The 13,541-nt window shown below is 71.7% G+C and carries 14 protein-coding genes; 6 read left to right on the top strand and 8 right to left on the bottom strand.

Annotation, left to right across the window (positions count from 1 at the left end; translation table 11 throughout):
• Positions 1 to 42: 42 nt before the first annotated feature.
• Entirely contained in the window at positions 43 to 1,146 is a 1,104-nt protein-coding gene (locus ACZ601_RS23775; protein WP_469541146.1) for a hypothetical protein, read from the bottom strand.
• 68 nt (positions 1,147 to 1,214) lie between these two features.
• Here ACZ601_RS23775 and ACZ601_RS23770 point away from each other — a divergent pair, with 68 nt between their 5' ends.
• The gene (locus ACZ601_RS23770) at positions 1,215 to 2,360 is read left to right on the top strand and encodes a cystathionine gamma-synthase (RefSeq protein ID WP_469541143.1); all 1,146 of its coding nucleotides are present in this window, start codon (positions 1,215 to 1,217) and stop codon (positions 2,358 to 2,360) included.
• Between the two features lie 96 nt (positions 2,361 to 2,456).
• On the opposite strand, the gene ACZ601_RS23765 is transcribed toward ACZ601_RS23770, so the two are convergent.
• From ACZ601_RS23765 to ACZ601_RS23750, 4 genes are all read right to left on the bottom strand, one after another.
• Entirely contained in the window at positions 2,457 to 2,648 is a 192-nt protein-coding gene (locus ACZ601_RS23765; RefSeq protein WP_327338728.1) for a DUF1059 domain-containing protein, read from the bottom strand.
• A 164-nt stretch (positions 2,649 to 2,812) separates the two neighbouring features.
• Positions 2,813 to 3,064, bottom strand: a complete 252-nt coding sequence (locus ACZ601_RS23760) for a hypothetical protein (RefSeq protein ID WP_469541141.1) — start codon at positions 3,062 to 3,064, stop codon at positions 2,813 to 2,815.
• A complete protein-coding gene (locus ACZ601_RS23755; protein ID WP_469541139.1) occupies positions 3,061 to 3,537 on the bottom strand; it encodes a sigma factor-like helix-turn-helix DNA-binding protein in 477 nt (158 codons plus the stop codon). Before ACZ601_RS23755 ends, ACZ601_RS23760 begins: the two co-directional genes overlap by 4 nt.
• A gap of 58 nt (positions 3,538 to 3,595) precedes the next feature.
• Positions 3,596 to 4,126 carry a MarR family winged helix-turn-helix transcriptional regulator gene (locus ACZ601_RS23750; RefSeq protein ID WP_073736779.1) on the bottom strand — a complete coding sequence of 177 codons (531 nt, stop codon included), beginning with the start codon at positions 4,124 to 4,126 and terminating at the stop codon, positions 3,596 to 3,598.
• Between the two features lie 156 nt (positions 4,127 to 4,282).
• On the opposite strand from ACZ601_RS23750, the gene ilvA reads away from it, so the two are divergent.
• From ilvA to ACZ601_RS23735, 3 genes are all read left to right on the top strand, one after another.
• Positions 4,283 to 5,512 carry a threonine ammonia-lyase gene (gene ilvA, locus ACZ601_RS23745; protein ID WP_440575391.1) on the top strand — a complete coding sequence of 410 codons (1,230 nt, stop codon included), beginning with the start codon at positions 4,283 to 4,285 and terminating at the stop codon, positions 5,510 to 5,512.
• 249 nt (positions 5,513 to 5,761) lie between these two features.
• Positions 5,762 to 6,769 (top strand): ATP-binding cassette domain-containing protein, encoded by a 1,008-nt coding sequence (locus tag ACZ601_RS23740; protein ID WP_440575392.1) that lies wholly within the window; start codon positions 5,762 to 5,764, stop codon positions 6,767 to 6,769.
• Positions 6,766 to 7,632, top strand: a complete 867-nt coding sequence (locus ACZ601_RS23735) for an ABC transporter permease (protein WP_469541134.1) — start codon at positions 6,766 to 6,768, stop codon at positions 7,630 to 7,632. The genes ACZ601_RS23740 and ACZ601_RS23735 overlap by 4 nt, the downstream gene beginning before the upstream one ends.
• Before the next feature lie 82 nt (positions 7,633 to 7,714).
• Here ACZ601_RS23735 and greA read toward each other — a convergent pair whose 3' ends face one another.
• On the bottom strand, positions 7,715 to 8,212 hold the full coding sequence (greA, locus tag ACZ601_RS23730) for a transcription elongation factor GreA (RefSeq protein WP_024488974.1): 498 nt from the start codon (positions 8,210 to 8,212) through the stop codon (positions 7,715 to 7,717).
• 183 nt (positions 8,213 to 8,395) lie between these two features.
• Complete coding sequence (locus tag ACZ601_RS23725) at positions 8,396 to 8,812, bottom strand: DUF4307 domain-containing protein (protein WP_440575394.1); 417 nt, start codon at positions 8,810 to 8,812, stop codon at positions 8,396 to 8,398.
• Positions 8,813 to 8,961: 149 nt separating this feature from the next.
• Between ACZ601_RS23725 and mca the strand changes: the two genes are divergently transcribed.
• Positions 8,962 to 9,843, top strand: coding sequence for a mycothiol conjugate amidase Mca (mca, locus tag ACZ601_RS23720; RefSeq protein WP_311303547.1), 882 nt, complete (start codon positions 8,962 to 8,964; stop codon positions 9,841 to 9,843).
• A 1-nt stretch (position 9,844) separates the two neighbouring features.
• Entirely contained in the window at positions 9,845 to 10,111 is a 267-nt protein-coding gene (locus ACZ601_RS23715; protein WP_469541131.1) for a hypothetical protein, read from the top strand.
• 187 nt (positions 10,112 to 10,298) lie between these two features.
• Here ACZ601_RS23715 and ACZ601_RS23710 read toward each other — a convergent pair whose 3' ends face one another.
• Complete coding sequence (locus tag ACZ601_RS23710) at positions 10,299 to 13,538, bottom strand: tetratricopeptide repeat protein (RefSeq protein WP_469541128.1); 3,240 nt, start codon at positions 13,536 to 13,538, stop codon at positions 10,299 to 10,301.
• Positions 13,539 to 13,541: the final 3 nt, after the last annotated feature.

Genomic DNA, 13,541 nt, shown 5'->3' with positions numbered 1-13,541 from the left:
CGTGTCGGTGCCCACCGTCGCACACCCCCGGCGCCGGGGGCTCTACCTCGGCAGCGTCGCCGGGCTGCCGCCGTTCGCCTCGTAGCCGGCCACCGCCAGCGCGCGGTACACGGTGTACTCGGCGGCCGGGTCCGAGCTCTCCGTCCACGGCAGCGCGCCCACGTGCCCGTCGATGTGGACGAACTGGTTCATCGCCTCCGACCAGCGCTCCATCCGGACCAGGAAGAGGACCAGCAGGTGGCGGACGTGGGCCAGCATCGGGTCGTCCGGGCGGGCCGCGTGGACCGCGAACAGGGCGCCCTCGACCGCCTTGGTCACCGACTGGCTCTGATAGAAGCTCCGCACCATGTTGACCTCGGGCAGGTGCTCGTACAGCGCGAAGAGCGGCAGCGCGGCCAGCAGGGAGCCCTGCGGGGCGCGGGCCGCGGCCGCAGTGGCGAAGCGGTCGGCCTCCTCGCGGGAGCCGTGCCACTTCTCGCACCAGAAGTGCAGCGCCGCGATGTGCGCGCCCATGTGCGCGGGCGCCCGGTCGATGATCTTCGCCCAGAGCTGGTCGAACTCCTCGTGGGAGTAGCCGAGCCCACGCGCCGCCGCCAGCTCCACCAGGTACGGCACCGGATCGCCCGGAGCCAGCAGGGCCGCCTCCCCGACGACCGTACGGGCCTCCTCCAGGATGATCCGGAAGTCGTCCGTACCCACGGTGGAGGAACGCCAGGCCTGCTGCACCAGGAACTCGGCGTGCACGGCCGCGCCCCCCGCGTCCTTCGGGGACTCGGCCCGCCACTTGCGCAGCCACGCCCCGCCGACACCCGGCCGCTGCGCCAGCTCCAGCGAGGCTGCACCGGCGAACGCCTGGACCCGCTGCCACCGCACCTCGCCCTCCTTCGGCGTCCCGGACAGCAGCTGGGACGCGGCCCGCCACTCCTGGGTGCCCTGGACGACATCGAGGACGTCCAGGAGGTCCTGGTCGGGGCCTGGCATCCGGATGTCCAGCTCCTCCTGGCGCGCGAAGCCGTAGGTGTCCGGGTCGGCGGCGTCCGGGGAGCCGGGCGCCACCTGCCGGATACCGCCCCGGCGCCGCAGCGCGAAGGGGCCGATCACCGCGGCGAGCATGCACAGCGCGAGCAGGAACCAGAGAATCTCCATACACCCATTGTCGCCGGACGGCCCAGGTGCTCCGTGAGCGCCCTCGGGACGAACTACGCTCGGGCCCCATGAGCGACCAGCACAGCTTCGAAACTCTCGCGATCCACGCGGGAAACACCGCCGATCCCCTCACCGGCGCTGTTGTTCCGCCCATTTACCAGGTCTCCACGTACAAGCAGGACGGCGTGGGCGGGCTGCGCGGCGGCTACGAGTACAGCCGCAGCGCCAACCCGACGCGCACCGCACTGGAGGAGAACCTCGCGGCCCTTGAGGGCGGCCGCCGGGGGCTCGCCTTCGCGTCCGGTCTGGCCGCGGAGGACTGCCTGCTCCGTACGCTGCTGACGCCCGGCGACCACGTGGTCATCCCGAACGACGCCTACGGCGGCACGTTCCGGCTGTTCGCGAAGGTCGCCTCGCGCTGGGGCGTGGAGTTCTCGGTCGCGGACACCTCGGACGTGGCGGCGGTACGGGCCGCCATCCAGCCGCGCACCAAGGCGATCTGGGTGGAGACGCCCTCCAACCCGCTGCTCGGCATCACCGACATCGCGGCCGTCGCCGGTGTCGCCCGCTCCGCGGGTGCGCGGCTGGTCGTCGACAACACCTTCGCCAGCCCCTACCTCCAGCAGCCGCTCGCCCTGGGCGCCGACGTGGTGGTGCACTCCACCACCAAGTACATGGGCGGCCACTCGGACGTCGTCGGCGGCGCGCTGATCGTCAACGACCCCGAGCTGTCGGAGGAGTTGGCGTACCACCAGAACGCGATGGGCGCGGTGGCCGGGCCCTTCGACGCCTGGCTGGTGCTGCGCGGCATCAAGACCCTCGCCGTCCGGATGGACCGGCACACCGAGAACGCCACCAGGGTCGCGGACCTGCTGACCCGGCACGCGAAGGTCAGCCACGTCCTGTATCCGGGGCTGCCCGAGCACCCGGGGCACGAGATCGCCGCCAAGCAGATGAAGGCGTTCGGCGGCATGGTGTCCTTCCGCGTCGCGGGCGGCGAGCAGGCGGCGGTCGAGGTCTGCAACCGGGCGAAGCTGTTCACGCTCGGTGAGTCCCTCGGCGGCGTCGAGTCGCTCCTTGAGCACCCGGGCCGGATGACGCACGCCTCCGCCGCCGGATCCCCGCTGGAGGTCCCGGCCGACCTGGTCAGGCTCTCCGTCGGCATCGAGAACGGCGACGACCTGCTGGCCGACCTGACGCAGGCCCTCGGTTAGAGCCCTTCCGTCCGGGACCCGGGGAGCGCGTACCCCGGGCGCGTGACAGCGGGACGGAACCGGGCCACCGGTTCCGTCCCGCCGCGGCCGGACATCTCAGACGGCGGTCTTCTCGTCCTCCAGCATGCCCCGGAGCTGTTCCCGCAGCTCCGGGCTGTCGGTGTGCTGATGGACGGAGGCCGCGTGCTCGGCTGCGGCCCGCACGACTTCGTCTTCCTCGCCGGAGATCGTCAGCGAGCAGTTCGACTCGCTCGGATACTTGCGGCAGTCGGCGACCTTCCTCGTCATGACAGCCTCCTCGGCCGGTTACCGGACCGGTGCGTGACGCTTGCCTCCAGGATAGATCCGTCCGGCCCGGTACGGCCTGTGCTCGCGGCCTCACCCACGACGGGTGTCGCACGACGGCTGTCGCATGACGGCTGTCGCGTAACGGACGTCGTGGGGTGAGGCCGTCACCATCCGACCAGCGGTGGTGTCGTCTCGGCCGGCGGCGCCTGCCAGGGCTGGACCGTCACCGCCCACACCGCGAACACCACCACCGCGGCGATCAGCACCAGCAGCCCCAGCCGACGCAGGGCCCGCCGCCGGCGCAGCACCCGGCCGCCGAGCTCCACCGCCCGTTCCGCGAGGTCGGCGGGGACCGGCGGATGCGGCCTCTCCAGCATCCGCCGGACCTCGTCCTCCTTGCGGCCGGTACCGCTCATGACGAGGCCTCCCGCCGGACGGTGGGACCGCGGGTGCCGCGCATCGTCGCCACCGAGCGGTTGAGAATCGCGCGGATCCGGTCCGCCGGCAGCCCGAGCAGCGCCGCGGTCTGTTCCTCCGGGACGCCCTCGTGCAGCCGCAGCACCAGCACGAGCCGTTCCTGCGGGGTCAGCCCGGCCAACAGCCCGCCGCGCGGCTGGTGGTGGCGCCAGGCCTCCCGCGCGAACCGGGCGGCCAGATCCTGCCGGGTCCGGTTGTACGGGTCCTCGCCGTGCAGCCGGTCCCAGTCCGCGTACGTACGGGCCAGCGCGGCCGTCAGCAGCCGCTGCGCGCGCTCGTTGGCACCCGGCGGCCGGGCGGGTTCCGCGGTGAGCAGGGTGGCGGCGCGCAGCAGCCGGCCGCCCGCGCCCGCCACGAAGGCCTCGAACTCCTGGGCGCGGCGCCGCTGTCGGCCCGCCTGGCGCTCTCGCACCCTGTCATCCGAGCGCGCCGCGGGGCCCCGGTCAAGGCCTGGAGCCCGAGTGGGGCCCTCAGTCCGCCGCAGGCGGCTGGTGCGCGCTCTGCCGGGCGGCCAGCGCCGCGTTGAATCGGGTGAGCAGCGCGCAGAACGTGTCCCGCTCCTCCGCGTCCCAGTCGCCCGTCACCTGGGACATCAGCTCGCGCCGCGAGGCCCGGACCTCGTCCAGCCGGGCCTGGCCGCGCGGGGAGAGCTGGAGCACGACGGCCCGGCCGTCCTCCGGGTGCGAGGTCCGCTTGACCAGGCCGGTGTCCACGAGCGGCGCGACCTGCCGGGTCACGGTCGAGGAGTCGATCCCCATCCCCGCGGCCAGCGCCTTGACGCCCATCGGGCCTTCCCGGTCCAGCCGGTTGAGCAGCAGATACGCGGCCCGGTCCATGGAGTTGCGCACCTGGCCGACACCGCCGAGGCGGGTCTGCTCGGCACGGCGGGCGAAGACCGCCACCTGGTGCTGGAGGGCGTCGAGGAGGTGGTCGGGACCCGGGTTCTCCGGGGCTGCGCCCCCGGAAGGAGACGCGGCAGTCGTCATGTCCTGAGGGGGCATGGCCGGGGGCTCTCTTCGTGCGGTGTCGGATGGGTGGGGGACAGAGTACGCGGCCCCGGGGCAACGCGTACCAGCGCTGCACAAACCTGCGGACATCGGCGCAGGACGGCATCCCTCGCGGCGGCCGCAACCCCTTTCAGCTGCAAGACTTACGGTATGAACTTCCCGCCGCCCAACCGGTTTCCCCCGCTGATCCTCGATGACGTCAAGGGGGCGCAGAAGATGCTCTCCGGTGTGTCCAGGGTCACCGCCATGGAGGGCAGCCGCCATCTGACCGAGCTGGTGGGCGCTCCGGTCCGGTTCAAGTGCGAGAACCTCCAGCGGACCGGCTCGTTCAAACTGCGGGGTGCGTACGTACGGATCGCCGGACTCTCCCCGGTGGAACGGGCGGCGGGCGTGGTGGCCGCGAGCGCCGGGAACCACGCGCAGGGTGTCGCGCTCGCGTCCGCGCTCCTCGGCGTACGGTCGACGGTCTTCATGCCGGTCGGGGCGCCGCTGCCGAAGGTCGCCGCGACCCGCGAGTACGGGGCCGAGGTGCGGCTGCACGGCCATGTCGTCGACGAGACGCTGGCGGCGGCGCAGGAGTACGCGGAGCGGACCGGCGCGGTGTTCATCCACCCCTTCGACCACCCGGACATCATCGCCGGTCAGGGCACGGTCGGCCTGGAGATCCTGGAGCAGTGCCCGGAAGTGCGCACCATCGTCGTCGGGATCGGCGGCGGCGGGCTCGCGGCCGGGATCGCGGTGGCCGTGAAGGCGGTCCGGCCCGACGTACGGATCGTCGGTGTGCAGGCGGCGGGCGCCGCCGCCTACCCGCCCTCGCTGGCCGCCGGCCACCCGGTGTCGATCGGCTCGCTCCAGACGATGGCGGACGGCATGAAGGTGGGCCGGCCCGGCGATGTCCCCTTCCCGCTGATCAGGGACCTGGTCGACGAGATCCGTACGGTCTCCGAGGACGAGCTGTCCAGCGCGCTACTGCTCTGCCTGGAGCGGGCCAAGATGGTCGTGGAGCCGGCCGGGGCGAGCCCGGTGGCCGCCCTGCTGAGCGACCCGAAGTCGTTCCGCGGTCCGGTGGTGGCGCTGCTCTCCGGCGGCAACGTGGACCCGTTGCTGATGCAGCGCATCCTGACCCACGGCATGTCGGCGGCCGGCCGCTATCTGAGCCTGCGGCTGCGGCTGACGGACCGGCCCGGCGCGCTGGCGACGATGCTCGCCGCGCTCTCGGTGGCCGATGCCAACGTGCTGGACGTGAGTCACGTACGCACCGACCCCCGGCTCGGCCTCACCGAGGCCGAGGTGGAACTCCATCTGGAGACGAAGGGCCCGGAGCACTGCGTGGAGGTCGCGGCGGCGCTGCGCGAGGCGGGGTACCTGGTCCTGAACTGAACCGCTCCATCGGTGTGGAGCGGCTGCGAGCCGTCGTGAGCGGAACCTTGTGTGTCGCGATGTATCGCGTTACATTTCCACCGCTCGACCCCTCCGCGTCCATGCGCCGACGTGCATGCGCCGACGTACACGCGTTGGCGCACACGGGTTGGCGCACATGCGTTCGTTTTCGCTGTTCGCCGGGCGGGGGGAGACGGGCAAATCTAGGATCTGTGAGGAAGCCACCCAAACCCACTGGGGGAACTCCATATGCCAGGCGCGATATACGCCGAAGGTCTGGTCAAGACCTTCGGTGACGTCACCGCACTCGGCGGTGTCGATCTCGACGTGCCCGAAGGCACCGTCCTCGGGCTTCTCGGCCCCAACGGCGCCGGTAAGACGACCGCCGTGCGCGTCCTGACGACGCTGCTCAGGCCCGACAGCGGCAGTGCCTTCGTCGCGGGCATCGACGTCCTGAAGCGGCCCAACGAAGTACGGCGTTCGATCGGGCTCTCCGGCCAGTTCGCCGCCGTCGACGAATACCTGACCGGCCGCGAGAACCTCCAGATGGTCGGCCAGCTCTACCAGATGAGCCGGCGCGACGCGAAGGTCCGGGCGGGGGAGCTGCTGGACCGCTTCCACCTGGCCGACGCGGCGGACCGGCCGGCCAAGACGTACTCCGGAGGTATGCGCCGCCGGCTCGACCTGGCGGCGGCACTCGTCGTCTCCCCGCCGGTCATGTTCATGGACGAGCCGACCACCGGCCTCGACCCGCGCAACCGGCAGCAGCTCTGGGAGGTCATCGAGGAGCTGGTGGCGGGCGGTACGACGCTGCTGCTGACCACCCAGTACCTGGAGGAGGCCGACCGCCTCGCCCACGACATCTGCGTGATCGACCACGGCCTCGTCATCGCCCGCGGCACCTCCGACCAGCTCAAGGCCCGCACCGGCGGCGAGCGCGTCGAGGTCGTCGTGCACGAGCCGGACCAGATCGACCCGGCCCGCTCCGTCCTGGGCGCCCTGGGCAAGGGCGAGGTCGCCGTCGTTCCGCACATGCGCAAACTGACCGTCCCGGTCGACGGCGGGGCCAAGCTCCTCGCCGAGATCATCCGCGACCTCGACAGCCGGGGCGTGGAGATCGACGACATCGGTCTGCGCCGCCCCACCCTCGACGACGTTTTCATCTCCCTCACCGGCCACGCGGCCGAACAGCAGAAGAACGAGGGCGACGGGGCGGACGGACAGCCCGCGGCCGCCGGATCGGAGGCAGCCAAGTGAGCGCCATCAGTGGTACGGCCCCCACCCGCGCGCCCCGGGCGGGTGGCGGCATCGGCCAGTCAATCCGGGACTCACTGGTCATCGCCCAGCGGAACCTGATCCGGATGACCCGGATCCCGGAGATGATCCTCTTCGGGATCATCCAGCCGGTCATGTTCGTGGTGCTGTTCACGTACGTCTTCGGCGGCTCCATCGCCATTCCGGGCGCGGGCGTCAGTGCCGGCGCCTACAAGGAATTCCTGATGGCCGGCATCTTCGCGCAGACCGTCACCTTCGCCACCGCGGGCGCCGGTGCGGGCATCGCGGACGACATGCACAAGGGGCTCATCGACCGGTTCAGGTCGCTGCCCATGGCGCGGGGCGCCGTGCTGACCGGGCGCACACTGGCCGATCTGGTGCAGACGGCCATCACCCTCGCGGTACTCGCGGGCGTCGCCCTGCTCGTCGGCTGGCGCACCCACGAGAACATCGGCAAGGTGCTCGCGGGCTTCGGGCTGCTCCTGCTGCTCGGCTACGCGTTCACCTGGATCGGCGCACTGATCGGCCTCTCCGTCCGCACCCCGGAGGCGGCTACCTCCGGCGGGCTGATCTGGCTGTTCCCGCTGACCTTCATCTCGAACGCGTTCGTGCCGGTCAACGGCATGCCGAGGTTCCTGCAGTACGTCGCGGAGTGGAACCCGTTCAGTGCCACGGTGGCCGCGGCCCGCGAGCTGTTCGGCAACACGATCGAGGGCGTGCCGAAGTCCGTGACGGGCGCCTGGCCGATGGAACACCCCATCTGGGCATCGCTCATCTGGTCCGTGCTGATCATCCTGGTCTTCCGGACCCTGGCCGTCCGCAAGTACCGCTCGGTCGCCGTCTGACCGCCCAGGACGTGCGGAGAGCCCCGGCCGCCAGTGGCCGGGGCTCTCTGCTCTCTGTCTGCTCTGCCGAGCTGGGTGCGGATCAGCCGGAGTACGGCTTCGCCGAAAGGATCTTCACCGTCGCGGTCTTGCCGTTCGGCAGCTCGTAGTCCGCGGTCTCGCCCATCTTCTTGCCGTTCACGCCCACCCCGAGCGGGGACTGCGGGGAGTACGTCTCGATGTCCGCGCTCGCGTACTCACGGGAGGCCAGGAGGAAGGTCGTCGTGTCGTCGTCATCGCCGTCGAAGGCGATCGTCACGACCATGCCGGGCTCGACCACACCGTCGTCGGCCGGCGCCTCGCCGACCTTCGCGTGTTCCAGGAGCTGGGTCAGCTGGCGCACCCGGAGCTCCATCTTGCCCTGCTCCTCCTTGGCCGCGTGGTACCCGCCGTTCTCACGCAGGTCCCCCTCCTCACGGGCCGCCGCGATCTTTACGGCGATCTCCGTGCGCGCGGGACCAGACAGGTACTCCAGCTCGGCCTTGAGCTGGTTGTACGCCTCCTGCGTGAGCCAGGTGACGTTTTCGCTGGTCTGGGTCACAGGGTGCTCCTCGTCGGTACTGGGAATACAAAGCATCGCCCTACCCCGAAGCATGCGCTTCCACGGGTGGGCGAAACCACGAGCCTAACAATTCACCGGGAAAAGGGGGAGAAGGTTACCGACCGATCCTGTCGAACCGCAGGTCAGCGGTGTCAAGAGCGGTTCAGGACGTGCGTGCGGCGGTCAACGCGACGCCCCGTCGTCGTCCGTGCAGCCCAGCAGCTCGACGCTGGTCGCCCTGGACGTCGTACGCAGCGAGAGAACGCGGTCGATCCGGTCGGTGTCCTCGTCGAAACGGAAGTCCTTGCGGGCCACGTCGGTGCCGTCCTCGCGCTGCGAGCGGATCGTGCAGTAGCCCTTGGCATCCCGGTCCTTGCGGACCTCCAGATGCACCTCGACCCGGTCGTCCGAGACGACCTTGAACTTGATCACCTCGGCGCTGATCCCCTGGCCCGAGACGTAGTCGTAGCCGATCCAGCCGACCACGCCGAGCAGGGCGACGCCCAGCACCGAGCCGATGATCTTGAGTTTGCGGTCCGCACGCTGGTCCGCGGAGCGGCCGTAGCGGTTCTCGGGGGGCGCCTCGCGCACCGCAGTCATGATCGTTCCTCCCGTGCCGGGGATCGAAGGAATTTTCCGCCCCCCGGTTCGGTCACTATAGAAGCCTCCACCCGCCACCCGACCGCCACCCCACACCGACGTCCCTGCGGGACGGCACCTGATGGCGACCGATCACTGAGGAACGAGTCTTGACTGAGCAGCTTCGACTGATGGCCGTGCACGCCCACCCCGACGACGAGTCGAGCAAGGGCGCGGCCACCATGGCCAAGTACGTGTCCGAGGGGGTGGACGTGCTGGTAGTGACCTGCACGGGCGGTGAGCGCGGCTCCATCCTCAACCCGAAACTCCAGGGCGACGCGTACATCGAGGAGAACATCCACGAGGTGCGCAGGAAGGAGATGGACGAGGCCCGCGAGATCCTGGGCGTCAAGCAGGAGTGGCTCGGCTTCGTCGACTCCGGACTGCCCGAGGGCGACCCGCTGCCGCCGCTGCCCGAGGGCTGCTTCGCGCTGGAGGACGAGACCGTCGCCGCCGGACGCCTCGTCGCCAAGATCCGCGCGTTCCGGCCGCAGGTCATCACCACGTACGACGAGAACGGGGGCTACCCGCACCCCGACCACATCATGACCCACACGGTCTCGATGATCGCCTTCGAGGGCGCGGCCGACGCCGAGAAGTTCCCCGAGGCGGAGTTCGGACCGGTCTGGGCGCCGCAGAAGCTCTACTACAACCAGGGCTTCAACAAGCCGCGCACGGTGGCCCTGCACGAGGCGCTGCTGGCCCGCGGCCTGGAGTCCCCGTACGCGGACTGGCTGAAGCGCTGGAAGGAGTTCGAGCGCGCCGAACGCACGCTGACCACGCATGTTCCGTGCGCGGACTTCTTCGAGATCCGTGACAAGGCGCTGATCGCGCACGCGACGCAGATCGATCCGGACGGCGGCTGGTTCCGGGTTCCGATGGACATCCAGCAGGAGGTCTGGCCGACCGAGGAGTACGAGCTGGCGAAGTCTCTCGTCGATACCTCCCTCCCCGAGAGCGACCTCTTCGCGGGCATCCGCGACAATGCCTGATATGTACGCGACTCAGGCACTGCCGCACCTCGTCCCGCTCGCCGAGGAACTGGACAAGAACAAGGTGACCCCCGGGGTCCTCGGCTTCATCGTCTTCGCCGCGCTCGCGGTGGGCGTGTGGGCGTTGATGAAGTCCATGAACCGGCACATGGGGAAGGTCGACTTCGAGGAGGCTCCGGAGGTGTCGGGGACGCCGGGGACGCCGAAGGCGTCCGCTGCGGGTTCTGTCGGTTCCGCCGGTTCCGCCGGTTCCGCGAAGCGGAAGTAGTGGGGCGGGGGCGGGGCGGTACCGGAGGCCGGTGACCGCTCCGCCCCCTGGGCGCGGGCTGAAAAGATGCCCTCAATCGCCGGGCGGGCTGGGTTTTGGCTGGGCGGGTTGGGTTTTGGCTGGGCGGGTTGGGTTTGGCCGGGCGGCCGGATTGTGCCCGGGAGGGCTCAGGGTGGCTCGGGAGGGCTCAGGGTGTCGAGGCCCGGACCCCCATGATCTCTCGGGCGTGGCGGGTCGGGGTCAGGCCCAGGCGCCAGGCCTGCCAGCCGTCCTCCAGGTCCACCCCTCGGTTCAGGACCACCCGGAACGCCTCCGCGCAGTCCTCCAGCTTGCCGTCCCTGCTCGGGTGGCCGGCCGCGATCAGCTCGTCGAGCTCCTGCTGGGCCACCACCGTGCCGACCTCGATGCCGCCCGGTGAGGCGTACGGCAGCAGCGTGCAGCGCAGGAAGCGGGCCCAGTCGGCGCCCCGCGCGTCGCCGTACGAGTCGAACAGCCCGGCCGCCTCGCCGCACAGGTCCAGCGCCTGCGGCGCGCGCTGGTTGCCCGCGTCGATCAGGGCCAGCTCCAGACACGTCCACGCCTCCCCGTGGGCGACCCCGATCCGCCGGAAGTCGGCCCGCGCGTCCACCAGGAGCTGCCGGGCGAACCCGGAGTTGCGCAGGTTGCCCGTCTGCGCGGCCCGCTGGTCGCGGGTGACCCGGCCCGAGTGGTGCCGGGCGCACGCCAGCCCGTACACGTCCCGCATCCGGGAGAACATCGTGCGCGACCGCTCCAGCTGCCGCACCGCCTGGTCGGTCTCGCCGGTCTCCTCCAGGGCCTGGCCCAGGTAGTAGAGCGTCCACGCCTCGCCCCGGGCGTCCTCGTTGTCGCGGTGCCGGGACAGCGCGGCGTTCAGCTGCTCGACCGCGGGGACCGGATCGCCGTCCAGCAGCCGGGCGCGGGCCAGCTGGGTCAGCGCCCAGGCCTCGCCGCGCTCGTCGCGGGTGCGACCGTACAGATCCAGGGCCGTACGCAGCGCGAGCTCGGCCCGCTCCACATCGCCCAGCCGCAGGTGCACCTGACCCAGCTGGAACTGCGTCCACGCCTCCCCGTGCAGCGACTCGCCCTCGCGGTGCAGGACCAGCGCCGTGTCCAGGAGCGCCAGCGCCTCGGCCGGGTGCGCCCGGTCACGCTCCACCGCGGCCAGCGCGTGCATCGACCAGGCCCGGTCGGCGGCCTGGTCCTCGGAGGTCTGGAGTTCGAGCGCCTCCCGCAGCCGGGCCGCCGCCTCGGTCAGATTGCCCTGGTGGTGCAGGGTGATGCCGAGCGAACAGAGCGCCAGCGCCGTACCCGAGTCGTTCTGCGCCTCCCGGTACAGGCCGACGACGGAGGAGAGCGTGGTGCGCGCCTTGTCCAGCTCGCCCAACTGGCGGGCCGCGATCCCGGTCCGCCACTGCACGGAGCGCTCCAGCAGCCCCTGGTCGACCGCCTGCGTCAGCTCGCTGATCTCGCCGAGGCGGTAGAGGTCGCCGCGCAACAGGCAGTAATCGCACAGCGCGCCCAGCAGATCGAGCACCGCCGCCTGGTCGACGCCCTCCGCGTGCCGCAGCGCGGAGGTGATGAAGCTCGACTCCTCGTCCAGCCAGCGCAGCGCCGCGTCCAGCGAGGTGAAGCCGTGCGAGCCGAACTGCCCGGCCCTGGTGGACATCTTGCCGTCCACCATCCGGATCACCGCACCGGCCAGCTCCGCGTAGTTCACGATCAGCCGCTCCTGCGCGGCCGTGCGCTCGGCCGGCTCCTCCTCGTCGAGCAGCCGGGCCAGTGCGAAGCCCCGTACGAGGTCGTGCAGCCGGTAGCGCGAACCGCGTACGTGGTCCAGCAGCCCGGCCCGGGACAGGGCGGTCAGCAGCCGCTCGGCCTCCTGCTCGTCGGCCGACAGCAGCGCCGCGGCCGCCGCGGCGCCCAGACTGGCACGACCGGCCAGCGCGAGCCGCCGCAGCAGCCGCCGCGCCTGCTCGGACTGGTCGGTGTACCGCAGCCACAGCGCACGCTCGACCGGGGTCACCGGTCCGTACGCGCCGAGGTCGGCGGCCAGGGTGCTCGGGGAGCGTTCCCCGAGCGAGGACCCCGCGATCCGCAGCGCCAGCGGCAGCCCGCCGCACAGTTCGGTGATCGCCTCGCCGGCCGGGTAGTCGTACGGCCCCCGGTCCTCCTCCTGGGACGCCTCGCGCAGCAGCTCCTCCGCGCCCGCCGGGTCCAGCGCCCCGACCTCCAGCTGGTGCACCCAGGCCTGGAGGGACCCGGGCAGTTCGAGCGGCTCGCGGGCGGTGACCAGGACCAGGCTGTCGGAACGCTCCGGGATCAGCGTGCGGACCTGCTCCACGTCACTGGCGTCGTCGAGGACGATCGTCACCGGCGTCCCGGTCAGATGCTGGTGGTACAACTCGCTGAGCCGGCGCACCTGCTGCTCCGCGGAGGACCCCGCGGAGCGGCCGGCCGAGCCCCCGTCCCGGAACAGCAGCTGCTCGCGCGGCGCGCCCAGCCGGTTCAGCAGGTGGAGCAGCGCGTCACGGGTCGGCAGCGGCGGTTCGCCGTCCGCGCCACCGCGCAGGTCCACCACGCACGCGCCCCGGAACTGGTCCTTCAGATCGTGGGCCGCCCGCACGGCCAGCGTGGTGCGCCCGGCGCCCGGCGGGCCGTGCAGGACGACCACGGTGGGCTTCGTCTCGGTGGACGCACGGGCCGCGTGCACCCACTGGCCGATCCGGGTGAGTTCACCCCGACGTCCGGCGAACTGGCTCTCGGTGGAAGGGAGATGGCTGAACGACTGGTCGAGGATCGCGCGCATGCGAGCCGCCGCGCTGCGGTCCCCGCCGCGCAGGGCCGGGGCGGTGCGGGCCTGTGCGGTGGCGGCCTTCTTCGCCGGGGTGCGGGACGAGGCGGTCAGCATCCGCTGCTGGTCGAGGAACGGCCGGATGCCGCGTACCTCCAGCGCGGTCAGCCACTGCAGCCGCAACTGCTCGGTGCCGCCCGGCTGTCCGAGGGCCCCGGCCCGGCGGGAGGCGGCCGGCCAGTGCGAGGCGGTGACCTTGGCGACGGTCGCGGTGGCGCCGGCGACCGCGACGACCGCCCCCGCGCCGAGCGCCAGCCCCGACGCCGTACCCAGCACCAGATCCGCCCCGAAGGCGGCCGTCGCGGCAACTCCGGTGACCAGCAACGGTGTTCCGAGCGAGGTCTTGTCGAACTTCTGCTTTCCGGCCGCCGCGGCGTCAAGGGCCTGGACGTACGAGGCGTACTCCTCCGCCGCGCCCGACGCCATGGAGTCCAGGGCGCCCCGCGCACGCGTCATCAGCACGCCGGAATCCGCCCGTCCGCCGGTGCGCCGCACCTCCTCCTCCACGGCCCGCACCAACAGCCGTTCGGCGTCCGCCCGGTGGCTGTCCCGCATCCG

The sequence above is a fragment of the Streptomyces sp. NPDC104307 genome (genome assembly GCF_055584045.1).
This window is presented reverse-complemented; position numbering and strand designations above follow the sequence as displayed.